The organism is Arthrobacter sp. OAP107, from assembly GCF_040546765.1.
Lineage (GTDB): Bacteria > Actinomycetota > Actinomycetes > Actinomycetales > Micrococcaceae > Arthrobacter.
Genome location: NZ_JBEPOK010000001.1, coordinates 2,544,985 through 2,566,516, shown reverse-complemented (window position 1 = coordinate 2,566,516; position 21,532 = coordinate 2,544,985). Strand labels below are relative to the sequence as shown.

Here is a 21,532-nt window from a genome sequence, read left to right as displayed (position 1 = left end):
CTGTTTGGAGGCGATGCTGCTGCCGGCTCGGCGAATGACGTTGCGAGTGCGAGCGATCCGGTGAGCGCAACAGCCCCGCTTCCGGTCAGGAGAGCACGCCGAGAGAAGGGCGGTGAATCCTCCGTCGGTTCCCTTTCTGTGGGCAGCTTCGATGCTTAGCGCAGTTCGATCACCGGCGGCTCCCCGGCGTGAGAGCTTCCCCGTCAGCAGGTGCCGGTAGGGGTTCTGTCGCCAGTGCGTGGCCGCCGGCGCCGGCGCGTGGCCGGTAGAGGTGGCAGCGGACCCAGTGGCGGTTGCCGCGGTCGCCCACCTGGTGCCGGACGGGTTCCTCGGACGAGCAGCGCTGTTCGGGGTCGTTTTCGAAGGCACAGGTGGTTGAAGCCATGACGGCCTGCCGGAGCGTGGCGCGGCGCACGGGGTCGTAGGAACCGGCCCTGGCGGGGTCCGGGACGGCTGAGACAAGCAATTGCGTGTAGGGGTGGGCCGGATTGGCCAGCAGGTCCAGTGATTCGCCCTCTTCAACGATCTCGCCGGCGAACATGACGGCCGTCCGGTCCGCGAGGTACCGGGCGGAGGCGAGATCGTGGGTGATGTAGAGCATGGAGATTCCCTGCTCATCGCGCAGTTTCCGCATCAGGTTCAGCACGCCGATGCGGACCGATACGTCCAGCATGGACGTCGGTTCGTCGGCGAGGATGACTTCTGGTTCGACGGCGAGGGCGCGGGCGATCGCGACTCGTTGACGTTGCCCGCCGGAGAGCTCGTGGGGGTAGGAGTTGAGCATGTCGGCCTGAAGCCCGACGGTGGTCATGAGCTCTTCGAGCCGGCGCCTGGTCTGCTCTTCGGAACCGTGTCGGCCGGTGCCGCCTTTGCCGTGAATTGCGAGCGACCGTAGCAGGAAGTGCCCGACCCGGTGTGCGGGGTTCAGGGAGCCGAAGGGGTCCTGGAAGACCATCTGCAGCCGGGATCGGAACGTCCGTGAGGCTTGGAAACGGTCGCGTTTGAGGACGTCGACGCCGTCTAGGAGGATGGCACCTTCGCTGGGTTTCTCGAGCCGGGCGACACAGCGGGCCAGGGTGCTCTTGCCCGAACCGGACTCCCCGACCAGTGCCACGATTTCCCCGCGGCCGATGGTCAGGTCGACGCGGTGCAGCGCCCGGACTGCCTGGTTGGAAAACAGGCCGCCAATGTTGAATGACTTACCCAGTCCACGGACCTCAAGGGGCGGGGTTCGGGTCGAAACCTCTGGCCGTGTCGGGGAGTGTAGGGCGTGGCTCATTGTGCTGCTCCTTCAAAAACGGCGACTTCGGCGTCGGCATTAAACGGGGCCACGAAATGGCCCGGCGCAATTTCGGCGAGGTCCGGGATGTTCTGGAACTTCACGCCTTCGGGCAGGCCTTTGAGTGGAACCCGCGGGCCCGTAAGCGGCGGGAAGGCGCCCATGAGAGCCTGGGTGTAGGGGTGCCCCGGGGTGGTGTAGATGTCGTGGGCTTTGGCGGTCTCCACGATCCGGCCGCCGTACATGACGGCCATGCGGTGGGAGAGTTCCACCATCAGGGACATGTCGTGGGTGATGAATAGGACGGAGAAGCCCAGTTCGCGCTGGAGGTCCTTGATCTGGGCCATAATCTCCTGCTGCACCACCACGTCCAGCGCTGTGGTGGGCTCGTCCAGAATCAGCAGTGATGGCTTCAGTGCTACGGCCATGGCGATGACGGCGCGTTGCCGCATTCCGCCGGAGAGTTGGTGCGGGTAGGACTTCAGGCGCGCAGGATCGATTCTTACGAGTTCCAGTAGCTGTGTTGCGCGTCGAAGGGATTCTTGGCGTGAGTAGCCGGCGTGTGTGGTGAAGATGTCTGCCATCTGTTCCCCGATGGTCAGGACAGGGTTCAGCGAGTTCATGGCGGATTGGAACACCATGGCAACGTCCTGCCAGCGGAAACGGCGCAGCTCATCCTGGCTCATGGCCAGAACGTCTTTGCCGCCGAAGGAGATGCTGCCGGCGGCGATCTTCGCGGGGTCCTTGAGCAGCCGCATGATTGAGTTGGCGATGGTTGATTTTCCGCAGCCGGATTCGCCGGCCAGCCCGAATACTTCACCGGCGCCGATGCTGAAGGAGACGTTGTTTACGGCAGTCGTTGAGCGGGTGTCGCCGATGTACTTGACGGTGAGGTTCTTGACGTCGAGGACCGCTTCGTGGGAGCCGAAGGAGACTTGGGAGACGGTCACTTTGCGGTGCTCCTTTCGGTGGTTGCGGGTTTGCGGATCTTCCGCAGCCGCGGGTTGGTTACCTCGTCGACTGCGTAGTTGATGAGTGCCAGGGCGAACGCCACCAGTGCAATGCAGAGGCCGGAGGGGATGAATACCCACCAGCTTCCGGTGAGCAGGGCACCTTCGTTCCCGGCCCAGAAGAGGTTGTTGCCCCAGGAGACTGTGCTGACGTCGCCCAGCCCCAGGAATTCGAGGCCGGCCTGGGCCCCGATACCGTAGATGACGCAGGCAAGCAATGTTCCCATCACGATTGAGGCCATGTTCGGGAGGATTTCGCGGAACATGATCCGGCCCGCCCGTTCACCGGACACCACGGCCGCGGCCACGAAATCTTTGGAACGGATGGACAGGGCCTGTGACCGGAGCACGCGCGCTGATCCGGCCCATCCCGTGACCGTGAGTACCAGGATCACGGTGCCCAGCCCCGGTGGAAGGAACGCAGCCAGGATGACGAGCAGCGGAAGTCCGGGAAGGAGGAGGAAGGCGTTGGTCAGCAAGGACAGTGCTTCGTCGGTGAATTTGCCGAAATAGGCCGATGCCAGGCCGACGAGGATGCCGATGAAGGTGGACGCCAGCCCGACGGTGAGGCCCACCAGCAGGGAACTCCGGACGCCGTGGATTGTCAGGGCGAGCACATCCTGGCCCTTGGCGGTGGTTCCGAGCCAGTGCTCCCCGTCCGGTTCCAGGGAGGCCATCCCGGTGATCCGGGAGGGATCGCCCGGGAACAGTACCGGCGCGGCCAGCGCCAGCACGATGAACACGAGCATGATGGCCATGCCTGTCATGGCCTTCTTGTTGGTGATAAGTCCGTGGACGAAGCCGCGGTTGGGTTTGCGGGCAGCTTTTGGTTCGGTCGGCTGCTGAAGGATAACGCTGGTCATGGTCGGTCCCTTGGTTACTGGGTACGCAATGCTCAGTTGCTGCGCACGCGGGGGTCGAGGCGGACATAGAGGATGTCCACCAGGAAGTTCGCCAGCAGCACGGCGGCGGTGATGGTCAGGAACAGTCCCTGCATGAGCGGATAGTCCAGGCCCTGGACGGCGTTGAGGAGCTGGTAGCCGACGCCGGGGTAGGCGAAGACGACCTCGGTGAGAAGGGCGCCGCCCACCACGAAGCCCAGGCCCATTCCGAAGCTGGTCACCGAGGGCAGCATCGCGTTCCGGGCGGCGTAGCGGAGCATGATCCGTCCGGGGCGCAGGCCCTTGGCTTCGGCCATGGTGATGTAGTCCTCAGAGTTCGTGGCGATCATGGTGTTCCGCATGCCCAGCATCCAGCCGCCGATCGAGACCAGGACGATCGTCAGCGCCGGGAGCACGAGGTGGGCGGCGGCGTCGCCGATGAACTCCCACGTGAAGCCGGGCTGCAGCCCGTCCGTGAACGCGTGGCGGATAGGGAACCAGCCCAGCACGACGCCGAACAGGTACAGCGCGCCCATCGCGAGCCAGAAGTACGGGAACGATCCGATGAACACAAGCAACGGCGGCAGCGCCGAATCGATCGCGCCGCCGCGGCGCCAGGCGGCCAGGATGCCCAGCAGGTTACCGACGACGGCGGCTATGACCAGTGCGGTTCCGCCGAGCAGCAGGGTCCATCCGACCTGGGACGAGATAACCTCGGTGACCGGTGTGGGGAAGCGTGAAATGGATACCCCCATCTGGCCGGTGAGGATGTTCTGGAGGTAGCCGGCGTATTGTTCCCAGAGAGGCCGGTCATCCACGCCAAGCAGCTTGCGCAGGGCCTCGATCTGTTCGGGCTGCATTCTGTCCTGGGAGCGGGCGAACATGCGTGAGACGGGGTCCCCGGGCATGAAGCGGGGGAGCAGGAAATTCAGGGTGATGGATGCCCAGAAGGCGAGCAGGTAGAAACCCAGTCGGCGCAGGATGAAGCGCACGGTTTCCCTCCAATTCGGGATTGGTCAAAATTGTGGGGTACGCCCGACGGCTGGCGTTTCGAATCGGCCAGGCCGTCGGGCGTGCGTGGCATGAGGGCGGTCTGGCCTCATGCTCCGTTGGACGCTACTTGCGTGGTTCCAGACTGGTCAGCACCAGAACCGTGGTGGGTGCCCGGACCGAGAGGGTGGCGTAAGGGTTGTCCTGGGTGGGCCAGCCGGTGAAGCGGGTGTCGTTGTACGCCCCCCATTCCGGGCCGGAGAAGAGCGGCACCAGCGGTGCGACGTTGTTGTATTCTTCCTGCAGCTGGTTGGCGATGTCCTTCTGCTTGGGCTGGTCCGATGCTGTAGCGAACTCGGCCAGCAGGGCATCAGCCTTGGGGTCGCCGAGGCGGTGGTAGTTGTCGAAGGTCTTGGTGCCCACCGGCTTCACGGTTGCCGTGCCCATGGAAGTGTTGAAGTACTTGTACGGGCTCGGATCGTTGGCGCTCCATACAATGCCCGAATCGAACTTGCCTGTTTCGTACCCGGCGACCACAGCGGCCCAGTCCGGGGAGTCGACCTTCGCGGTCACGCCAACCTCTGCCATGTTCTGGGCGATCACGTTTGCCACGGACAGCCAGTCGGACGAGGTGGCACCCACGGAGATCTTGAACTGGAAGGGTGAACCGTCCTTGAGCGTGCGTTTGCCGTCGGGGCCCTTGGGGTAGCCGGCCTTATCCAACAGTTCGTTGGCTTTCTGGACATCATGGTTGGTCCAGGTGCAGTTGTCCTTGACCTGGCTGTTCTTCCACGTCTCGTAATTGCCTGACAGGCCGGTGCAGTCGGCTGGTTGGGCGTAACCGCTCATGCCGATCTTGGTGACCTGGTCGCGGTCAACGGCCATGCTCAACGCCTTCCGGACATCCACATCGTTGAAGGGTGCCTTGGTGGTGTTGAGCTGCCAGTTGATCATGGCACCGGTCGGGGGGAACCAGTAGTGCCGGTGTTCCTTGTCCTTGGAGACGAATGTCTTTTCGATGTTCGGGATGTACTGCGGGGCCCAGTCCACGTCACCGTTGGCGGCAGCGAGGTTGGCGCCGTCGTTCCCTGCAAAGGCGAGCATCTTGATGCCGGCGATCTTTTGCTTGTCCGGCTGCCAGTAGTTGGGGTTCTTCTTCAGCACGAAGGACTGGGCCTGGAAGTTGTCCACCTCTGTGTACGGCCCTGTGCCCACCGGCTTGGCGTTGGCGTCCTTTTCGGGATCGGACAGCGCGGACCAGATGTGCTTGGGCAGGATGCTGAGCTGACCGACGTCGTACAGTGCGGGGGACCACGGCTTGTTGAAGTTGAACGTGACCCTGTTGCTGCCCTGGGCGGTCACGTTCTTCAGATATTCGTAGCCGCCCTTGAGCTTCTTTTGAAGCTCGAAGGTGTAAGCCACGTCGTCGGCAACGAACGGCTGGCCATCGGACCACTTCACGGCGTCACGCAAGGTGAAGGTGATGGACTTGCCATCCTTGGCCGCCTTCCAGTCGGTGGCGAGCCACGGCACGGTGTCTCCCTTGGCCGGGTTGAAGATCAGGAGCGACTCGTAAATGGACTGCTGGACCATCGGGTTCACTGTGGGTGCGAACGGGTTGAAGTTCTGCACAAACGTGCCCATGTCCTCACGCGGGATGGTGAGGAACGCACTGGCGTTGGTCGCGGCGCCACCGTCTGCGGGCTTGTCGACTTTGGCTACGCAGCCGGTCAGCAACATCGCGCCTACCGCCAGACCGGCCGCGGCGATGCGGGCCGGCCTGAAGAATGTGGGTTGTGTCATGATTGGGTTGTCTCTTTCCTGTCTTCATCAGCAAGGTGAAGGGTGGGTGGGGTAGCTCTTCGACGTTGATTTCGCGGTCAGACCGAAGAGCGTTCTAGCAGCGGACAGTCGACCAACTGCTGGTCGGCAGTGATCGGCTGTCCTGCTGTAAGCGCGGCGAGCGTCTGGACTCCCAGGGCGCCCATTTTTTCGAACGGCAACGCAACAGTGGTCAGCTTGGGCCTGAGGTAGGCGGCAATGAGTTCCTGGTTGTCGAAGCCGATCACGGCGATGTCCCCGGGGATGGCCAGGCCGCGTTCCTTGATGGCGTCGTAGGCGCCCATGGCCATGCGGTCATTGAGGCAGAACAGGGCCGTTGGCCTGTCCTTGGCGGGGTAGCGGTCAAGGATTTGGCAGGCAGCGTCGTAGCCGCCGTCGGCCGTCGCATACCCGGCCACCACGAGCTCCGGATCAAGCTCCAGCCCGGCGTCGGCCAGGGCCTCACGGACGCCCTGCAAACGCCCAACGGCTGCCGGGATGCGGGGGTCCAGGTTGATCACACCGATCTTGGTGTGGTCGGCCTGGAGCAGCCGTTCGACGGCGACCCGTCCGCCCGTCCGTTCGTCCGGGACGATCGAGGGCAGTTTCCCGTCCAGGTCGAAACAGTTGATGAGCACCGTGGGCACTTCGTGGGCGCTTCGGGGCACATGTACGCCGCGGTGGTGCGTTGCGGCGTACAGCAAACCTTCCACCCGCTGTTCCAGCAGCTTCTCGACAGCAGCATCCTCCATTCCCTGTTTGGGTCCGGCCGCATCACCCTGGACCGACGGGGCGATAAGGAGGAAGCGGCGGTCAAGCCATGCCTGGTCCTGGGCGCCTTTGATGATGTCCACGGCGAACGGCGCCGTGACGATCTCGGTGACTATTCCGTACCAGTCGCTGCGCTGGGATGCCAGGGCCCTCGCCCCTGCGTTTGGACGGTAGCCCAACGCCTGAACCGCGTCAGCGATGCGGATCCGCGTCTCCTCCGAGATGCTGGCGTTTTCGCGGTTGCTCAGCACGAATGAAACAGCCGTCCGGGACACTCCGGCATGCCTGGCGACGTCATTCATGGTGACACCACGCTGCCGGGCAGTGCCGGCTTTGTCTGAGGAAGTGGTTTTCGCCATTGAATGCTCCAGTGGTCTTCGTTGAGCTGGGTGATGCCAGTAGTGACTCGCGTTGGAGTCTGGCAATTGCCGAAGGTAACACGCGTTACCAAGGCGACTGTGATCTAAGTTACCCGCGTTACTCATCCGTGTCAACCAATTTTTTGTCGACGCGGTGATTTCCCAGGTCTCCGTCCAGGGAGCTGCGGGCAGAACCCGGGCCGGATTGCGGTGGGCTGGGGTGTCCAGCACCGCCGTCCTTGATGGGGTCGTAGGGCGGTTCAGGGACGGTTCTGAAAGGATTCGACCTTCCCCGGGTCTCTTTCGACCACGGGGCCGAGGATGTCGTCGATCTTCAGGAGCAATTCGGGGTCGAGTCTGACTCCTGCGGCCTGGACGTTGTCTACGAGTTGCTCTGGCCGATGCTCCGACGATGGCTGCTGAGACGTTGGGGCTCTGCAGGACCCATGCGACAGCGAAGGCTGCCATGGACAGTCCGGCCTCGTCGGCCAGGGGCCACAGTTGCTGGACGCGGGTGAGGATGTCCTCGCGGAGAAAGCGGTGGTCGTTCTTGAGGTCGCCGTTGTCGGCACGGAAGCGGGAGCCTTGCGGGGCTGCCGCGCCGGGGGCGTACTTGCCGGTGAGGACTCCCTGGGCGAGCGGAGACCAGCAGATCTGCCCGATGCCCAGTTCCTCGCTGAGGGGAACGATTTCCTGTTCGATGACGCGCCAGAGCATGGAATACTGCGGCTGGTTGGAGATGAGCTGGACGCCAAGTTCGTTGGCAAGGGCAACTCCGGATCGGATCTCGTCCGCCGTCCACTCCGACACCCCGATGTAGTGCGCTTTCCCGGCCCTGACAATATCGGCGAAGGCCTGCATGGTCTCTTCCAGTGGGGTCTCGTAGTCGTACCTGTGAGCCTGGTAGAGGTCGACGTAGTCGGTTTGGAGCCGGCGGAGCGATGAGTTGATGGACTCCATGACGTGTTTGCGGGACAGGCCACGATCGTTCCGGCCCTCCCCGGTAGGGAAGTAGACCTTGGTGAAAATCTCCACGCTTTCGCGGCGTGTACCTTTGAGCGCCTCGCCCAAGGCTTCTTCGGCCCGGTTTCGGGCATAGGCATCGGCGGTGTCGAATGTGGTGATGCCCAGGTCCAGTGCCTGCTTGACGCACTGCGCCGCGGCGGCCTGGTCGATCTGCTCACCGTGGGTGAACCAGTTTCCGTAGGCGATTTCGCTGATGTACAGGCCCGAGGAACCCAGCTTGCGGTGTTCCATCAGGCTTTTTCCTTTCCGAAGTCGGTGAGTTGGAGCGCAGCGTCGGTTGTGCCGCCGGTGGAGTACAAGGTGAGGGATGTTTGGGCGGCATCGGGGAAGATCAGTTCGGTCACGGTGGCGAGCCCGGCGTTCGCGAAGACTTCCACGGAGCAGTGGTCAACGAAGATCTGCAGGGTGTAGCTGCCGTCCTGTCCGGCAGCAATCGGGGCGCGGCTGGCGGAGGGAAAGGCTTCATGGAAGCCGGTGTCGCCGGAGTGGGTCCGGTCCACGATGAGTTCTCCGCTGCCGGGGCGGATCCCGATCCGTGTCCCGACCGTGCCGTCGGCTGCCCCCCGGACCACAAGGCCGAATTCCTCGGCACTGCCTGGCGTGAAGGTGATGTCAACGAGCTGCACTGCCGTGCCCCCCTTGACTTCCATTGCCCCGTCTACGCTCACCCGCCTCACGGGACCCGGTTGCGAAGTTGCTCTCACTTCCGTCACGGGTTGCTGCACGAGCCGGGGTTGCCCGTTCACGGAAACGAGGGACACATCCCGGACGAGGCTCATGGGGCTGCGCCAGGGCGAGGTGGGAATGTGGTTGGCATACTGCCAGTTGTTCATCCAGCCGATCATCAGCCGCCGGCCGTCCGGGACATTGCTGAACGAGACGGCGGCGTAGTAGTCACGGCCCCAGTCAAGCCACTGGTAGTCGGTTATGCATTCCGGGTCCTGCATCCCCTCGGTGAGCGTTGTCTCGGAGCTGAACGTAACGCCGTCGAACTGTCCCACAAAGTACTGGCCTGCGGAACCGCCGTTGGGTCCCCCGGGGTTCATGTTCACCGTCAGGACCCATTTCCTGGCCGCGGCATCACCGTCCAGCGGCAGCTCAAAGAGGTCCGGGCATTCCCAGATTCCACCGGTGCCGTTTGCAGGGCCGAAGGTGCTGAGGTATTCCCAGTTTTTGAGGTCCTCCGAGCGGTAAAGCAGGACGGTGAAGTCGTGTGCTTCCACGGCCACCATAACCCAGTAGCTGCCGGCCGGGCCGTTGTAGCGGAAGACCTTGGGGTCCCGGAATTCCGGTGAGTTCCTGGTCAGGACTGGGTTGCCGGCGTACTTGGTCCAGGTGTAGCCGCCGTCGGTGCTCCACGCGATGGACTGGGCCTGGGTGCCCTGGCGGGGGGAACCCGGTTTGTACGCGCTGGTGTAGACGGCCACCAGAGGAGGTTTTCCGTCTGCGCCGAATCCGCTGGTGTTGTGGGTGTCTACCACGATGCTGCCGGAGAAGATCTCCTCAATGTCATCGCAGGGGATCGCAACCGGCTGTTCCTCCCAGCTGACCAGGTCCGTGGAGGTCGCATGACCCCAGGACATGTTGCTGTGGACGTTTCCGAAGGGGTTGTTCTGGTAATACAGGTGATAAGTGCCCTCGTGGAAGACCAGTCCGTTGGGATCGTTAAGCCACGTGTCCCTGGCGGCATAGTGCATGGCCGGTCTGTAGGTCTCAAGGGTGGAGGTGACGCTGTTCATTGTTCTCGTTTCATGGACGGGCGTGAGGTCCGCGGACCCGTAAAGGAGGCGTGCTTCGGCGTGGAGGAGCAGCCCGAACTCGGACAGGCTGGGCCGGAGCAGGAGCAAGGTGGTCAGGAGATCATTTGTATTGGGGCTACACCTGGCCGGCCGGCCTGAAGAATGTGGGTTGTGTCATGATTGGGTTATCTCTTTCCTGTCTTCATCAGCAAGGTGAAGGGTGGGTGGGGTAGCTCTTCGACGTTGATTTCGCGGTCAGACCGAAGAGCGTTCTAGCAGCGGACAGTCGACCAACTGCTGGTCGGCAGTGATCGGCTGTCCTGCTGTAAGCGCGGCGAGCGTCTGGACTCCCAGGGCGCCCATTTTTTCGAACGGCAACGCAACAGTGGTCAGCTTGGGCCTGAGGTAGGCGGCAATGGGTTCCTGGTTGTCGAAGCCGATCACGGCGATGTCCCCGGGGATGGCCAGGCCGCGTTCCTTGATGGCATCGTAGGCGCCCATGGCCATGCGGTCATTGAGGCAGAACAGGGCCGTTGGCCTGTCCTTGGCGGGGTAGCGGTCAAGGATTTGGCAGGCAGCGTCGTAGCCGCCGTCGGCCGTCGCATACCCGGCCACCACCAGCTCCGGATCAAGCTCCAGCCCGGCGTCGGCCAGAGCCTCACCATGGACGCCCCACAAATGCCCGGCCGTAACCGCGAGGCCACGGCGGGGAGCGGTTCGGGATCCCTCTTCAGGGAGGCGGTTCTCGCCATTGAATACTCCAGTGGTGTCGTTGAACTGGGGGTGCTGCCAGTAGAGGGATTGTAGTTGGGCGCTTCTTGGTAACTCGCGTTACTAGGAGTGCTGTGATCTAAGTTACCCGCGTTACTTCTCGAGTGTCAAAGAGTTTTTTAAGTTGGGGGTAGCCATCCACAGACTTTCCCCTCGCCAGAGCCGGACGATCATCGTCGGCAGACTAACCGTCAGCCGCAGGGCCACCACGTTGTATACGGCGCTCGGCCGCTTGGCCGGTAAGGATCAGACAACTGCGTACGACCGCTGTGTTAGTCAACGGTCTTGAGAAGCCCCGCGTAGGGAGAGAGAGTATCGCGTGCGCCAGCCCATGGCTTTGTAAGTCTTTACCCGGTTGTTCTGTGAGCGGCTGGCAGTCTGGTGATGTGGCCGGGGCAGGGATGTGACTCACCCGTCCGGCCGGCCGGACCGAGAGGATAGAGCGTGCATCTGCTGCTTCGGGGTTTTCCCGGCTCGATATTGAATGTTATCGAGCGGCCGTCCGGGCAGGAGTGACACGCTCCGGGATCCTGGTCACAAGTACACCGCCCACCGCTCCTGTCCACGGTGTATCGCCTGGGCCGGGCAGCAAGAGATGCGCGAAAACGTAGCCCTGCTGAAGCGCAATGACCTGTGAGGTGGTCTTGGTGCAATCCAGCGCGAGCTCTATGGGCCGGAAGGGGGCGCCGGGATGCTCCTGCCCGACGGCGACCTTCGCACCGGAAGCACCAACACAGGCTGCGTTGACGGTGTATTGCCCGCTAGCCGGTACCTTCTCGGTACTGCCGAATCCCCTCAGCGGGCCGTCCAGGGGTCCCACGTCGTAAAGGATAACGGGCTCCGGCAATGGCGCGAGGAGCCGGTCCAGCTCAGCGTAGTTCCTGGCCTCCTGTTCCAGTACCAGCCGATCGCTATAAGGCTTCGGGGCGCCCCTTGCCGGTGCCGGATCGGCAGTTGGGGTATGCCCCGGACCGGGGCCAGCTGCTGGGATGTGCACGGGCTCGGGGTAGTCGTAGATGCACCCCGCCGTTCCACTCAGAGGGATCAGTAGACACAGCACAAAACAGAGGCTGCGCCCGCCCTTGGTACACACAATTCCATGGTGGGCGGGCCGGCCGTACAAAGCAACCACCGCCGATCCAGGCGGTCACGGCTCACATTCAGGACACGCCCGCTACCTTCACCGCGTAGGGCAGTGACAGAGGGACCATGAATCCATGACGGCTCCAACAGTGGAAGCATCGATCAACGCCCAATGGATCGCGCCTGGAATGTTGTCTATGACCTGTTCTCGGAGCGGGGCCTGCTCCGTGACGGGCTGGACGTCGAAGAGTACGTCAACAAATCCGGGTCCCCAATATCAGGTTGGGGTGTAGTTTCAGCTGATATGACGCATGTCTGACGCTGATGTGGTCAGGAGGTTCTTGCGTCAGCGGGCAGGAGCAGGCGGATCTGGGCCCTGATGTCCTGCACAATGTCCTCGACGCGAAAAGCGGGATCTGCACTCGCTGCCATGCTGAGGAACATGATCGCCGAAACGATGCGTGCGGTGGTTGTGGCATCACCGGCATTGAAAAGTCCATTGCGGCCCAAGACGGCAGCGATGGCCTCTTCGGTCCGTGCGACGATGGAGAGGGCCTCATTGTGGTGTGGCTCCGTCGGGTCGCCGAAGACCATCTCCCGCAGGTAGGTGCGTCCGTTGTCGACCTGGGTGCGGTTGCATTCAACGATCGGTTGCACGATGGACGTCACCGCTTCCAGCACATCCGGAACGGTCTCAGCAGCAGCCCGGCCCCGGGCAAGGGCCTCGGCGTAATGGGCGTTTTGCACGAGCAGGAGGAGTTCTCCCTTAGTTCTGGCGTAAAGGAACAAGGTGCCGGTGCCGACGTCGGCCTTATCGGCGATCTGCTGCGTCGTGACATCCTCGACGCCGTGTTCAGCGAACAGCTCGCTGGCTGCGGCAGTGATGCGGTCCAGCTTCTGCTGCTTGTTCCGCTCGCGCCGTCCGACGGGCTGGGGAGCGACAGGCATGATGGTTCCTCCCGGAATAAACTGACTATGCTCAGTTATGAGTATAATCTCCCGGCAGTGCTCATAACCATTCGCACGAGATGTTCATTGTTGTCTTCCCGTCGGCGTGCCCATCAGGTGGCAAGGAAGTTGACGGCGACGGGGGTGAATCTGGCGTGGTGCTGGAAGATGCCGCCGTGGCCGGAGTCGGGGTAGATGATCAGTTCGGATCCCTTGATGCGCTGGTGCAGGTCTTCAGAGAGGACTGACGGAACCATGCGGTCGTTGTCGCCGTTGACGATAAGCGTGGGCTGGGTGAGCTTTGATAGGTCCGCCGGGACGGAGCGGCCGAACTTCTGGATTGCCTTCAACTGCGTCTGGAAAGTCCTGGTGCTGATCGGTTTGTCGCGGTCGACAGTGCGCTCCTGGAGGCGCGTGATGAAAGCCTTCGCAGCCGCCTTGCCGGCGGCGTTGCGGCTGAAAAACAGAAATTCCTTCGGGTCCGACCGTGTCAGTACGGCACGGAGGACGTCGTAGTAGGTAGTGCCGACGACCTTGTCCATATTCTTGCCGCCGCGTGGCCCGGTGCCGGTAAGTACGAGTTTGCGGACAAGGTTGGGATGCTTGAGGACCAGGTCCTGGGCAATCATTCCTCCCATCGAAAAAGAGAAGACATCGATCTTGTCGAACCCGAGGGCCCTGATGAAGCTGTAGGCGTCCTCGGCCATTGCCTCGATGCTGTCGGGAACCAGCCCCGTGGAGGCGCCGACGCCGCGCTGATCGAAGGTGATAACGTGTCGGTTCTTCGCGACGGGGTCGATGATGCCGGGGTCCCAGTTGTCCAGGGTTGCGGCGAGGTGCACGAAGAAGAAGACCGGGATGCCGCCCTTCGGTCCCAGCTCGCGGTACGCGAAGGTGACGCCGCCGGCGGTGACCGTACGGGTTGGTGCGTCCGCATAGGAGGTGACGACGGATTCGTCCGGGCTGGCGGTGTTGTTCATGATGATGTTCTCCTGGATGGCGCACGAAGTGAATGGCCGACGGCGGGTCCGCCGGCAAGGGTGACGACGGCTTTGCCGCGGATGCCGCCGCCGGATAGTGATTGCAGCGCTTGGGGCGTCTGGGCGAAGTCGAAAACCTTCCCCACGATCGGGCGCAGCACGCCCTCGTCCACGAGGGTTGCGATCTCACGCAGCTGGTCGCCGCTGGCATGCATGAAGAGGAACTCGTAATGGACGCCGAGCTTTTTCGCCTGCCTCCGGATCTTGCTGCTAAGCCCGGTGATCGCCAACCTCAGCATCGGGTTGAGGCCGACCTCGCTAGCGAATGCCGGGTCCGGCGGCCCGGTGATCCCAATCGCTTTCCCGCCGGGCCTCAGGATGCGAAGCGACTTCTCGAGGTTCCTTCCGCCGAGGCTGTCCAGGACGAGGTCATATCCGTTGAGGATCTGTTCGAAGTTCTGCGTGCGGTAATCGATCACCGTGTCCGCGCCCAGGCCGCGCACGAAGTCGGCGTTGGGACTGCTCGCGGTGGTCGCAACGGTCGCGCCGAGGTGCTTGGCGAGTTGGATCGCGATCGACCCGACCCCGCCGGCGCCGGCGTGAATGAGAACCTTCTGCCCCGGCTGTACATTGCCCTTCTCGACGAGCGCCTGCCACGCCGTAAGCGCCACCAGCGGCAGAGAGCCAGCCTCCACCATACTGACGGATGCGGGCTTAAGTGCCAGATCGGTTTCGGCGACGGCGATGCGCTCGGCGAACGTGCCGATGCGGTCCTTGTCGGGGCGGCCATAAACCTCGTCTCCCGGTTTGAACCGGCGCACATTTGCGCCTACGCGAATGACGGTGCCCGCGAGGTCGTTGCCGAGGATCAGCTGCAGCTTGTAGGGAAGGATCTGCTTGAACTCACCCAACCGGATCTTCTCATCCAACTGGTTCAGGCCAGCTGCCTGCACCTGAACGAGCACATCCCCGTCGCCGACAGCGGGCTCAGGGACGTCCACTTCGCGCAGCGGCTCCTTGTACTTCGTGACGACGAACGCTCGCATGCCTTGATGCTCCTTTTTGACGATGGTGGGCTAACAGTTGCTGCCAGTGACGCAGGCAAATCCCTTGGGGCGCCGGTCGGGTCGCAGGGGCATTGTCCGTAAACGCCGCTCCTGTAATCGGACTGAGATGGACTCCGACTATGCTCAATTATGAGTAGAGTCAGTAATTTAGTCAAGGGAGAGCCGTGGCTATAGGTGCCGTGATCATGACCCCAGGTCATAATCACGGCATTACCGTTTCCCTAGGCTTTGGTGTGCGCAAGTTGTGGGTAGAGAGCCTCGATTGGGCCGCTGAGCCCGGCTTTGAGCTGTACGGAGGTTTCGTCCGCGAGAACCTCGTACTCGCCGGCTTCCACGGCATCCATCACGGTGCGTAGTAGATCGGCTGGGTCCATCTTGGGCCCGGCGGCCTGCGTAGCCATCGCGGTGTCGACGTAGCCGACGTGGACGCCCAGCACGTGTACACCAGTGGGGGCGAGTTCCAGGCGCAGTGAGTTGGTTACAGACCAGAGGGCGGCTTTGGTGGCGCTATAAATGCCACCGATGGCGTACCAGCTCATTGCGGAGTGGATGTCGATGATCACGGATTCATCGTTCGCGGACAGGGTCGGTGCGAATGCGCGGGTGAGGAACAGCGGGCCGAGGAAGTTCGTCTCGACATTGGTTCGGATTTCCTCCTCGGTGTGGGTGAGGATGCCCGTGCTTGCCACGCCGGCTCCGGCGTTGTTGATCAACACCGTGACGTCCCCGGCGGTCTCGGCTGTTGCCTGGATGGAGGCGGGGTCGGTGACGTCGAGGGTGAGCGGGACGATGCGCTCGTCGTCCCAGGTGCGGGGGGTGCGGGCGGTGGCGTAGGCCTTGCTGGCGCCGCGGGCGAGGGCGTCGTGGACGAAGTTTGTTCCGATGCCGCCGTTTGCTCCGGTGACGAGGACGACTGCTCCATTGAATGTAGGCATTTCAGAGTTCCTTCTTGTTGCTGGGTGCATCGCACAGCAGGTCGGCGCGGATGGTTTGGCTGTTGTGTGTGAACCACGAATCAGGACCACGAGTAAATGCCAGCCAAAGAATCGTAGTGATTACACTCGTAACTGAGCGCAGTCAGGAAAAATTCCCATCGCCATACCTTCGTCCTTTGTCGTCAGCCTGCCCTGCCACCTGCGAGCTAGCAGGGGAGCGTCGATAGGAGGGCTCCGGACGGTATGCGGAATCTTCACTCCGTCATTGACGAGCACAGAAACCGCGAAACGTGACGTCACCTACTTGTCGGCCCTGTCTCGCTCCTCCGAAAACGGTCCAGGCTGAATGTCGTCGTCGCGATGAGATCTAAGACCGTCACGACAATTTGTCGCTCATCGGGCCTCCGCTGGCCCATATGCGTGCTTCGTAGACAGCCCCCGCGGCCACCACCCGGTACGAGGCCGCCGAACGCTACGCTGCCGCGGATGGAGCGTGAGCGTGTGGTCCTGCCGAAGTGCCCCCGCACAGTCGTGATCGGCGGGTGTTAGAACAGCTTCTCTACAACCGCGCGGGTGAGTTTGTGGATGACCCCGGTTCGCGCTGGAATGTCCGCCATGCTCCTGCCCAGGGTGTACACCACGAAGGCGTAGGCCCGGCCGCTCTGGACCAGGATGGACGCGTCGTGGAGGTACCCGTTCAGCAGCCCGTACTTGTGGAACACGGTGATGGCGGGTGGGACGGCGGCGGGGATGAGGGTTTCGTAGTTCGTGTGTTGCATGTAGGAGAGCAATTGGTTCGCATGGGCAGTGGTGATCAGGCGCCCGGTGTACAACAGATAGAGCAGTGTGGCCGTCTCCGCGGGGGACAGCTCGTTGAGGGTCCTGTAATAGGAAATCCCCAGGGCTGCGGCGTAATCATGGATCCGTTGGTTGCCGAGGGCGCCAAGAATCAGTGCCCAGGACTGGTTGTTGCTCTGCTGGATCATCTGGTGGATCTGATAGGCCGCGGTATGGCCGCCCATCGGTGCCGTGAGGGACAGCAGGCCCCGCTCCGCGTAGTGGTAGTAGGCGCCCGCGGCCAAGATCTTCGCTGTGCTGGCCGCAACAAACTTTCCCTGGACGCCGTAGGTGTGGATGACGCCATCCGACATGTCAATGAGGGCGACGCCGAGCTGGTACTGGGGATAGGTGGCTATGATGGCGTTTAGCTGTTTCCGGAGAGCGCCGTAGGGTGGTGCGGCCTGAATGAGTCGTTCAGCTGGAACGGCAGCTGTTCCGACAGACGGGCTGAAGGGCTTGGGCCACTGGCCGCGTGCCGGAAAGGCCACGGTGCGGATTTCTGTGGAACTGGTCTCCGACGTGATCGTGTCGCCGACATTGACGTAAATGCTGGCGCGGGGGAAGGACATGCGCTGGATGGCCTGGCCGGGTGCCTCCGAGCCGACCGCGATGTTCCAGCTCTTGGGGGATGATGGCTCATCGTCGGCAACGGCGAAGCTGCTAAGCGACAGTGGCAGGACCAGCGCCGCAATGGATGCGATGAGGCCGCGCCCGAGCCATGTTGTCGGGTGGGTAGTCGATCGGGGAGACATGCGACGTACGCCTTCTACTCTGGGCGGAGTGCCCGCCGGGCTCTCTGGAACGAGCTCGGCGGCGGGGTTCGTTCTGCGAGCAGCAGAGTCCTGGTTGATAACCGATGCAGGCCTGGTCAAAGCCCGATCGGCTCGACATGGTAAATACAAGTTCATGGTGCTCCGGGCGGTTGGAATTGTCGAGGACTTTGGGTTGTTGTCCCGGCTGGTGCATAGCGCGGGTCATTGGTTCAAGAACTCCCGCCTGAAGGTTGGCTACCTAGAGCTCGAGGAAACACCGAATGGTCTGTTCCGGACAAACAGGGCAAAGGCCAGTGAAAGGCCGGTCCCTGTCCAAGGAGGCACCACTCGCCTTCCAGCACACGAACTGAAATCTGGCGCCGGACCAAGGCGCTTGCCCAGGGCCGGGTCCTGCTTCTGATATGCAAGCAAGGAGATGTGGTCCAGGCTCGGTGTACTTCAAGCTGACGGGTAATCACTTCTTCAAGCGCCCGAGCTCTGTGCCTGGAGGACGGCGGGCGGAAACCGGAACTGGGCTCGTGTCGGTTGAGGCGCAAGGCGGACGCTCGGAGTCTTGAGCCGGGTTGCCCTGAAGCGGCGAGGTGTTTGCGGATGGCTTCTTCACCAGCCAGCTCTACGCGTCAGAGCTGATGCGGACAGAGTGAGGCTCCGGGTGGCTGAGTCGGGAAATTTTCCTCGACTACTTGGCTCGCGGGACTTTGGAAACCTGAAGCTGAAAAGCAGTATCTTATGATTCAGCGTCTCTTTGTTGCATTAAATTTCGCGATTACAAGCTCTGCCCGAAAGCGACTCGACGCCATTCATCGCTCATATACCTGAAAACCGGCTAATGGAGCCGCTGGGCTCCATGGGCTTTTGCTGCCGAGGCGAGCGACCAACGGAAGCAGCTTCCCCTGGACTGGCTAAAAAAATATAAGTGGGTAGGGTATCGAGTAACGCAAGCAAAGAAAGGTGTGATTCCGATGTCCGGAAAATCCCCCAGAAGCGGCGCGGCCAAAAAAGCCGGCAAATCCATTCTGGAAAAGCGCGTCGAAAAAAGAGCCAAAAATGAAAACAGCGAACTGAATTTTGTAAAACCCCGCAAAAACCAGCGCTGACATGTCAGCGGGCGCCGGCTCCGGGACTCCTGGCCCGGCCGGCCGCCCTCTGCACATCACGAACCACGTTTTTGAAGGACTTGATCATGCATACCCCCTGCAACGCCCTCGTTGTCCCGGCCCGACTAGCCCACCCGGTACACATCAAAGCTGTTGAACTGGACACGACAACACTGCAGCGGGTGGCCAACGGGGAGGTCGGCGTCATCGCCGGCCGTGCCTGGCACGTCTACCTGGACAGCGAAGCGAACCGGATGGCCGCCCAGAACCTCCGCGCCGAGGTACTCATACGCGAAACCGGCATCAATGTCGAGGAAACCCTCCACGGCACCGCCCTGTTCCTGGGCCACGGGTGTTCCGGCGAAGAGGCCGACGTGCCCCGCCACCTCATCAGGCTTGCTGAGCAACTGTTCGACATGCCGCTCGCCGCCTAAGCAGTGGTGCACAGGGCGCGATGGAGGGCCCTGCCAACGGTAGCGGACGACGGCGGGTAGTCCCGCCGTCGTCCGCTTGCTTTATGTGCGTCCCGCGTAAGGGGGACTCGGCGTGCCAAGCCAACCGCGGATCCGCGTTATTTCACACAGTCCCGTCACGCTTTTTCTGCAGTCTCCGCCGGACTAGATGTTCGAGAGCCCGGAAGGGCTTCGCCACCTCGCTGCGTGGTCCCTCAAAAGACAAAAAGGACGTGCACAATGTGCACACCAGGCTTCGGGTCTTCGTCCTCACCGGCGGACAGGCACTGGCCGAGCACGGCGTGATCGCGCGGATAAGAGAGGACGTCGATGTCTTTGCGCTGTCTTGCCCAGAGAGCGCTGGTGATGGCTGCCGTGGCGATCAGCGGTCTGCAATTGACCGGCAACGAGGGCAGTTCGGTTCCTTCGGTCCGAAGTTGGCGGGGCTCCAGGACGCCTGCCCCGATCAGCGTGTCGGCGGCATCAGTCCGAGCGATTCCGCCGGCCAGTCCTGCCACTCGTACTTGTTGCCGTCATTGCCAGGCCCTATGGCCAGGTGGTTCAAACTTAGGGTGCTCTTCAGCCGCAGCTGACGCAGCGCCAGACGAAGCCAACGATCGCGGCGGCCCCTTCTCGGGGAGCGGTCTCCGGGTTAGTACCCTCCCACTGCTGACTTGATCATCTCCCCGGCGGGACTCACGAGGTACCAGACATTGTTGACTCCCTGGCCCAGGATGTCTCCGGCCTGCTTGTCCTTGGCGTAGTAGTAGACGGGCATGCCATTGATGGTGATCTGCTTGGAACCATCAGCCGTGGTGATGGTACCGATGGTGCCGCTCACTCCATCCGCGGCGGGTGCTGTGGACGTTGTGGTGACTGCGGGCCAGGCCGCCGCGCAGGCATCCTTGCAGGCACTCTTTCCGGAGTCCTTGATGTCCTTGGTGAAGAAATAGACGCTCCTACCGTCTTTGTCCACCACAATCTGCCCCGCCGTTGATGCTGCGGTTTTGAGCTCGACGCCGGCTGCAGGGGTAGTGGACACGCCCGGCGCCGGAGCGGTGGCGCTCGTTGGCAGAGAGCCTGTGGTGGGGCTTGTTGTGCCTGAGTTCCCGCCGCAACCGGCAAGCGCCACAGTCACGGCCAGCGCGGCGAGGCTGACGCGCAGTTGCTTATTCATGTCTCCTCCTTGACCTGATCTCTTGGGGATTTTGCCCCCGCTGGCGCCCAAATCAACGGTCAGAGCACAGGCCTGCAGATCAGAGCGGCTATACGGTACGACGCCGTCTGCCAAAGAATGGTTCAGATTAACCGACGAGGCAGGCTCAACTCCCGATCCATCCGGCTGCCTTCATCACGGCAGCCGCCCCTCAATGTTCTATTGCGGCAGGGATTTTGACGACGGCGGCGCACGCGATTGGGCCTGTCGAGACCAACGCGCCTTACCTCCGCTGTTTGTCCCGTCGCTTGTCCAGGGGCGGGGCGGGCCTCACCCGTGTTCCCTTGGTGCCGATGAAGGTGCAGTGGTCTCCGTCTGGTGCCTGGAGTGTCAGGTGTACCAGGCCATCGTGTTGCTCGGCGGCCAACACGTGGTAGTCATGGTTCCTGATACGCAGTACTGTGCCTTTAATCACAGCGTTGAGTTTGAGCGGATTGTCCGCAGTAGCTTGTTTTGTCTTCATGCAACTTCATCCTGATCTATATCTGTTGATATAGATTTAGTAGCACTCGCCGCCGCATCGCACAAGGTTTCTGTTCCGGTTTCCCGCCCGAAAACTCTTGCGCCCGCGCTGCTGCAGTGCTAAAAATCTATGGTGGTTGATATAGATCATTGATGAGGCTGACACGAACTGACCGGTATTGCACAGGCGGCACGCACCCGTAGCTCAGCCGGGAGAGCAGGGGACTTTTAATCCTCGGGTCGTGGGTTCGATTCCCACCGGGTGCACGCCGGAACAGTGCCGCCGGACTCCTGGTTCGGCGGGGTCCAGACGAAGGGGCGGTGATGCGAAATGGACTCAGAACTCCAGAGGCTGCGGGCACTGGCGGCGGTCATAGCAACCGCCGAAGCCACCCTGGATGTTGCATACAGAACGCTTCGGGAATCCGCCGCGGCGCTGCTGAGAACCGGGGATGCCACCCTTGCCGAGGTCAGCGAGGCGACCGGGCTGAATCAGGGTGAACTGCTGGATCTGCTCAGCCGGAACATTCCCGGCCGGGAACCGTCTTGGAAGAAACCAGGGATTGCAGGCCTTTCGTAGGGATGCATAGGTTCTGTTCCGCCGTGTCAGCGGGCCCCGTGGACGCTGCAGGGCGGGCGCGCCTGTCCTGCCGGAGCCGGTCCGTGCCGCGCAGCCGGCGTGAGGCGGCGGGGGTCCTGGTGCATTACATGCTGTCCTCGTTCGGGCGGGCGCTTCGGGCGCGCTTTAGCTGGCGCCGGAGTCGGGCATTGTCCATTTCCAGTTCCAGTACCTTGGCGACGCCGGCCAGATTGAGCCCCTCCTCCAGGAGTTCTCCGATCCGGCGAAGGACGGCAAGGTCGGATTCGCTGTACTGGCGGGTGCCTCCCTCGGTCCGTTCGGGCGTGAGCAGGCCGCGGCGTTCATAGAGCCGGATGTTTTGTTGGCCCGTCCCCAGGAGTTCCGCCACCACCGAAATCGCGTAGAGCCTTCGTCCGCTCCTGTGCTGGTTTGCCATCACTTTCCCGTCAATT

20 protein-coding genes, 1 tRNA gene and 1 pseudogene are annotated in these 21,532 nt (G+C 62.4%); 4 read left to right on the top strand and 18 right to left on the bottom strand.

Features of this window, described 5'->3' with window-relative positions; translation table 11 throughout:
- Positions 1-169: 169 nt before the first annotated feature.
- From ABIE00_RS11975 to ABIE00_RS11905, 15 genes and pseudogenes are all read right to left on the bottom strand, one after another.
- Complete coding sequence (locus tag ABIE00_RS11975; protein ID WP_354260479.1) at positions 170-1,279, bottom strand: ABC transporter ATP-binding protein; 1,110 nt, start codon at positions 1,277-1,279, stop codon at positions 170-172.
- A complete protein-coding gene (locus ABIE00_RS11970) occupies positions 1,276-2,229 on the bottom strand; it encodes an ABC transporter ATP-binding protein (protein WP_354260477.1) in 954 nt (317 codons plus the stop codon). Before ABIE00_RS11970 ends, ABIE00_RS11975 begins: the two co-directional genes overlap by 4 nt.
- The gene (locus ABIE00_RS11965) at positions 2,226-3,152 is read right to left on the bottom strand and encodes an ABC transporter permease (RefSeq protein ID WP_354260475.1); all 927 of its coding nucleotides are present in this window, start codon (positions 3,150-3,152) and stop codon (positions 2,226-2,228) included. The genes ABIE00_RS11970 and ABIE00_RS11965 overlap by 4 nt, the downstream gene beginning before the upstream one ends.
- Positions 3,153-3,184: 32 nt before the next feature.
- Positions 3,185-4,162 (bottom strand): ABC transporter permease, encoded by a 978-nt coding sequence (locus ABIE00_RS11960; RefSeq protein ID WP_354260473.1) that lies wholly within the window; start codon positions 4,160-4,162, stop codon positions 3,185-3,187.
- A 124-nt stretch (positions 4,163-4,286) separates the two neighbouring features.
- Positions 4,287-5,963 carry an ABC transporter substrate-binding protein gene (locus ABIE00_RS11955; protein ID WP_354260471.1) on the bottom strand — a complete coding sequence of 559 codons (1,677 nt, stop codon included), beginning with the start codon at positions 5,961-5,963 and terminating at the stop codon, positions 4,287-4,289.
- A gap of 77 nt (positions 5,964-6,040) precedes the next feature.
- Positions 6,041-7,054: a LacI family DNA-binding transcriptional regulator gene (locus ABIE00_RS11950; protein WP_354263345.1), complete on the bottom strand. Its 1,014-nt coding sequence runs from the start codon at positions 7,052-7,054 to the stop codon at positions 6,041-6,043.
- Between the two features lie 317 nt (positions 7,055-7,371).
- Positions 7,372-8,368: pseudogene (locus ABIE00_RS11945) on the bottom strand (aldo/keto reductase family protein).
- The gene (locus ABIE00_RS11940) at positions 8,368-9,876 is read right to left on the bottom strand and encodes a glycoside hydrolase family 32 protein (RefSeq protein ID WP_354263344.1); all 1,509 of its coding nucleotides are present in this window, start codon (positions 9,874-9,876) and stop codon (positions 8,368-8,370) included. The pseudogene ABIE00_RS11945 and the gene ABIE00_RS11940 overlap by 1 nt, the downstream one beginning before the upstream one ends.
- A gap of 255 nt (positions 9,877-10,131) precedes the next feature.
- On the bottom strand, positions 10,132-10,554 hold the full coding sequence (locus ABIE00_RS11935; RefSeq protein ID WP_354260469.1) for a substrate-binding domain-containing protein: 423 nt from the start codon (positions 10,552-10,554) through the stop codon (positions 10,132-10,134).
- Positions 10,555-11,134: 580 nt separating this feature from the next.
- Positions 11,135-11,644: a hypothetical protein gene (locus ABIE00_RS11930; RefSeq protein WP_354260467.1), complete on the bottom strand. Its 510-nt coding sequence runs from the start codon at positions 11,642-11,644 to the stop codon at positions 11,135-11,137.
- Positions 11,645-12,060: 416 nt separating this feature from the next.
- Entirely contained in the window at positions 12,061-12,678 is a 618-nt protein-coding gene (locus tag ABIE00_RS11925) for a TetR/AcrR family transcriptional regulator (RefSeq protein ID WP_354260465.1), read from the bottom strand.
- A gap of 113 nt (positions 12,679-12,791) precedes the next feature.
- Positions 12,792-13,658 carry an alpha/beta fold hydrolase gene (locus tag ABIE00_RS11920; protein WP_354260463.1) on the bottom strand — a complete coding sequence of 289 codons (867 nt, stop codon included), beginning with the start codon at positions 13,656-13,658 and terminating at the stop codon, positions 12,792-12,794.
- The gene (locus ABIE00_RS11915) at positions 13,655-14,704 is read right to left on the bottom strand and encodes an NADP-dependent oxidoreductase (protein WP_354260461.1); all 1,050 of its coding nucleotides are present in this window, start codon (positions 14,702-14,704) and stop codon (positions 13,655-13,657) included. Before ABIE00_RS11915 ends, ABIE00_RS11920 begins: the two co-directional genes overlap by 4 nt.
- Positions 14,705-14,946: 242 nt before the next feature.
- Positions 14,947-15,660, bottom strand: coding sequence for an SDR family oxidoreductase (locus ABIE00_RS11910; protein WP_354260459.1), 714 nt, complete (start codon positions 15,658-15,660; stop codon positions 14,947-14,949).
- 545 nt (positions 15,661-16,205) lie between these two features.
- Positions 16,206-17,252, bottom strand: coding sequence for a serine hydrolase (locus ABIE00_RS11905; protein ID WP_354260457.1), 1,047 nt, complete (start codon positions 17,250-17,252; stop codon positions 16,206-16,208).
- Between the two features lie 983 nt (positions 17,253-18,235).
- Between ABIE00_RS11905 and ABIE00_RS11900 the strand changes: the two genes are divergently transcribed.
- A complete protein-coding gene (locus ABIE00_RS11900) occupies positions 18,236-18,370 on the top strand; it encodes a hypothetical protein (protein WP_354260455.1) in 135 nt (44 codons plus the stop codon).
- An 86-nt stretch (positions 18,371-18,456) separates the two neighbouring features.
- Positions 18,457-18,804: a hypothetical protein gene (locus ABIE00_RS11895; protein ID WP_354260453.1), complete on the top strand. Its 348-nt coding sequence runs from the start codon at positions 18,457-18,459 to the stop codon at positions 18,802-18,804.
- 233 nt (positions 18,805-19,037) lie between these two features.
- Here the strand turns inward: ABIE00_RS11895 and ABIE00_RS11890 are convergent, their stop codons facing one another.
- Both ABIE00_RS11890 and ABIE00_RS11885 read right to left on the bottom strand, forming a co-directional pair.
- On the bottom strand, positions 19,038-19,340 hold the full coding sequence (locus ABIE00_RS11890; protein WP_354260451.1) for a hypothetical protein: 303 nt from the start codon (positions 19,338-19,340) through the stop codon (positions 19,038-19,040).
- A 134-nt stretch (positions 19,341-19,474) separates the two neighbouring features.
- The gene (locus tag ABIE00_RS11885; RefSeq protein ID WP_354260449.1) at positions 19,475-19,999 is read right to left on the bottom strand and encodes a COG4315 family predicted lipoprotein; all 525 of its coding nucleotides are present in this window, start codon (positions 19,997-19,999) and stop codon (positions 19,475-19,477) included.
- Between the two features lie 695 nt (positions 20,000-20,694).
- Between ABIE00_RS11885 and ABIE00_RS11880 the strand changes: the two genes are divergently transcribed.
- Together ABIE00_RS11880 and ABIE00_RS11875 are read left to right on the top strand one after the other, a co-directional pair.
- Positions 20,695-20,767, top strand: a tRNA-Lys gene (locus ABIE00_RS11880).
- Between the two features lie 64 nt (positions 20,768-20,831).
- Positions 20,832-21,080, top strand: coding sequence for a hypothetical protein (locus tag ABIE00_RS11875; RefSeq protein WP_331568961.1), 249 nt, complete (start codon positions 20,832-20,834; stop codon positions 21,078-21,080).
- A gap of 124 nt (positions 21,081-21,204) precedes the next feature.
- Here the strand turns inward: ABIE00_RS11875 and ABIE00_RS11870 are convergent, their stop codons facing one another.
- Positions 21,205-21,516: a MerR family transcriptional regulator gene (locus tag ABIE00_RS11870; protein ID WP_354260447.1), complete on the bottom strand. Its 312-nt coding sequence runs from the start codon at positions 21,514-21,516 to the stop codon at positions 21,205-21,207.
- Positions 21,517-21,532 lie beyond the last annotated feature (16 nt).

What these genes read in the sequence shown, in the direction of transcription:
- ABIE00_RS11950 (WP_354263345.1), bottom strand. Translation starts at nt 7,054, where the DNA reads ATGAATGACGTCGCCAGGCATGCCGGAGTGTCCCGGACGGCTGTTTCA.
- ABIE00_RS11915 (WP_354260461.1), bottom strand. Translation starts at nt 14,704, where the DNA reads ATGCGAGCGTTCGTCGTCACGAAGTACAAGGAGCCGCTGCGCGAAGTG.
- ABIE00_RS11940 (WP_354263344.1), bottom strand. Translation starts at nt 9,876, where the DNA reads ATGAACAGCGTCACCTCCACCCTTGAGACCTACAGACCGGCCATGCAC.
- ABIE00_RS11875 (WP_331568961.1), top strand. Translation starts at nt 20,832, where the DNA reads ATGGACTCAGAACTCCAGAGGCTGCGGGCACTGGCGGCGGTCATAGCA.
- ABIE00_RS11885 (WP_354260449.1), bottom strand. Translation starts at nt 19,999, where the DNA reads ATGAATAAGCAACTGCGCGTCAGCCTCGCCGCGCTGGCCGTGACTGTG.
- ABIE00_RS11905 (WP_354260457.1), bottom strand. Translation starts at nt 17,252, where the DNA reads ATGTCTCCCCGATCGACTACCCACCCGACAACATGGCTCGGGCGCGGC.
- ABIE00_RS11900 (WP_354260455.1), top strand. Translation starts at nt 18,236, where the DNA reads ATGTCCGGAAAATCCCCCAGAAGCGGCGCGGCCAAAAAAGCCGGCAAA.
- ABIE00_RS11925 (WP_354260465.1), bottom strand. Translation starts at nt 12,678, where the DNA reads ATGCCTGTCGCTCCCCAGCCCGTCGGACGGCGCGAGCGGAACAAGCAG.
- ABIE00_RS11955 (WP_354260471.1), bottom strand. Translation starts at nt 5,963, where the DNA reads ATGACACAACCCACATTCTTCAGGCCGGCCCGCATCGCCGCGGCCGGT.
- ABIE00_RS11965 (WP_354260475.1), bottom strand. Translation starts at nt 3,152, where the DNA reads ATGACCAGCGTTATCCTTCAGCAGCCGACCGAACCAAAAGCTGCCCGC.
- ABIE00_RS11910 (WP_354260459.1), bottom strand. Translation starts at nt 15,660, where the DNA reads ATGCCTACATTCAATGGAGCAGTCGTCCTCGTCACCGGAGCAAACGGC.
- ABIE00_RS11975 (WP_354260479.1), bottom strand. Translation starts at nt 1,279, where the DNA reads ATGAGCCACGCCCTACACTCCCCGACACGGCCAGAGGTTTCGACCCGA.
- ABIE00_RS11895 (WP_354260453.1), top strand. Translation starts at nt 18,457, where the DNA reads ATGCATACCCCCTGCAACGCCCTCGTTGTCCCGGCCCGACTAGCCCAC.
- ABIE00_RS11920 (WP_354260463.1), bottom strand. Translation starts at nt 13,658, where the DNA reads ATGAACAACACCGCCAGCCCGGACGAATCCGTCGTCACCTCCTATGCG.
- ABIE00_RS11870 (WP_354260447.1), bottom strand. Translation starts at nt 21,516, where the DNA reads ATGGCAAACCAGCACAGGAGCGGACGAAGGCTCTACGCGATTTCGGTG.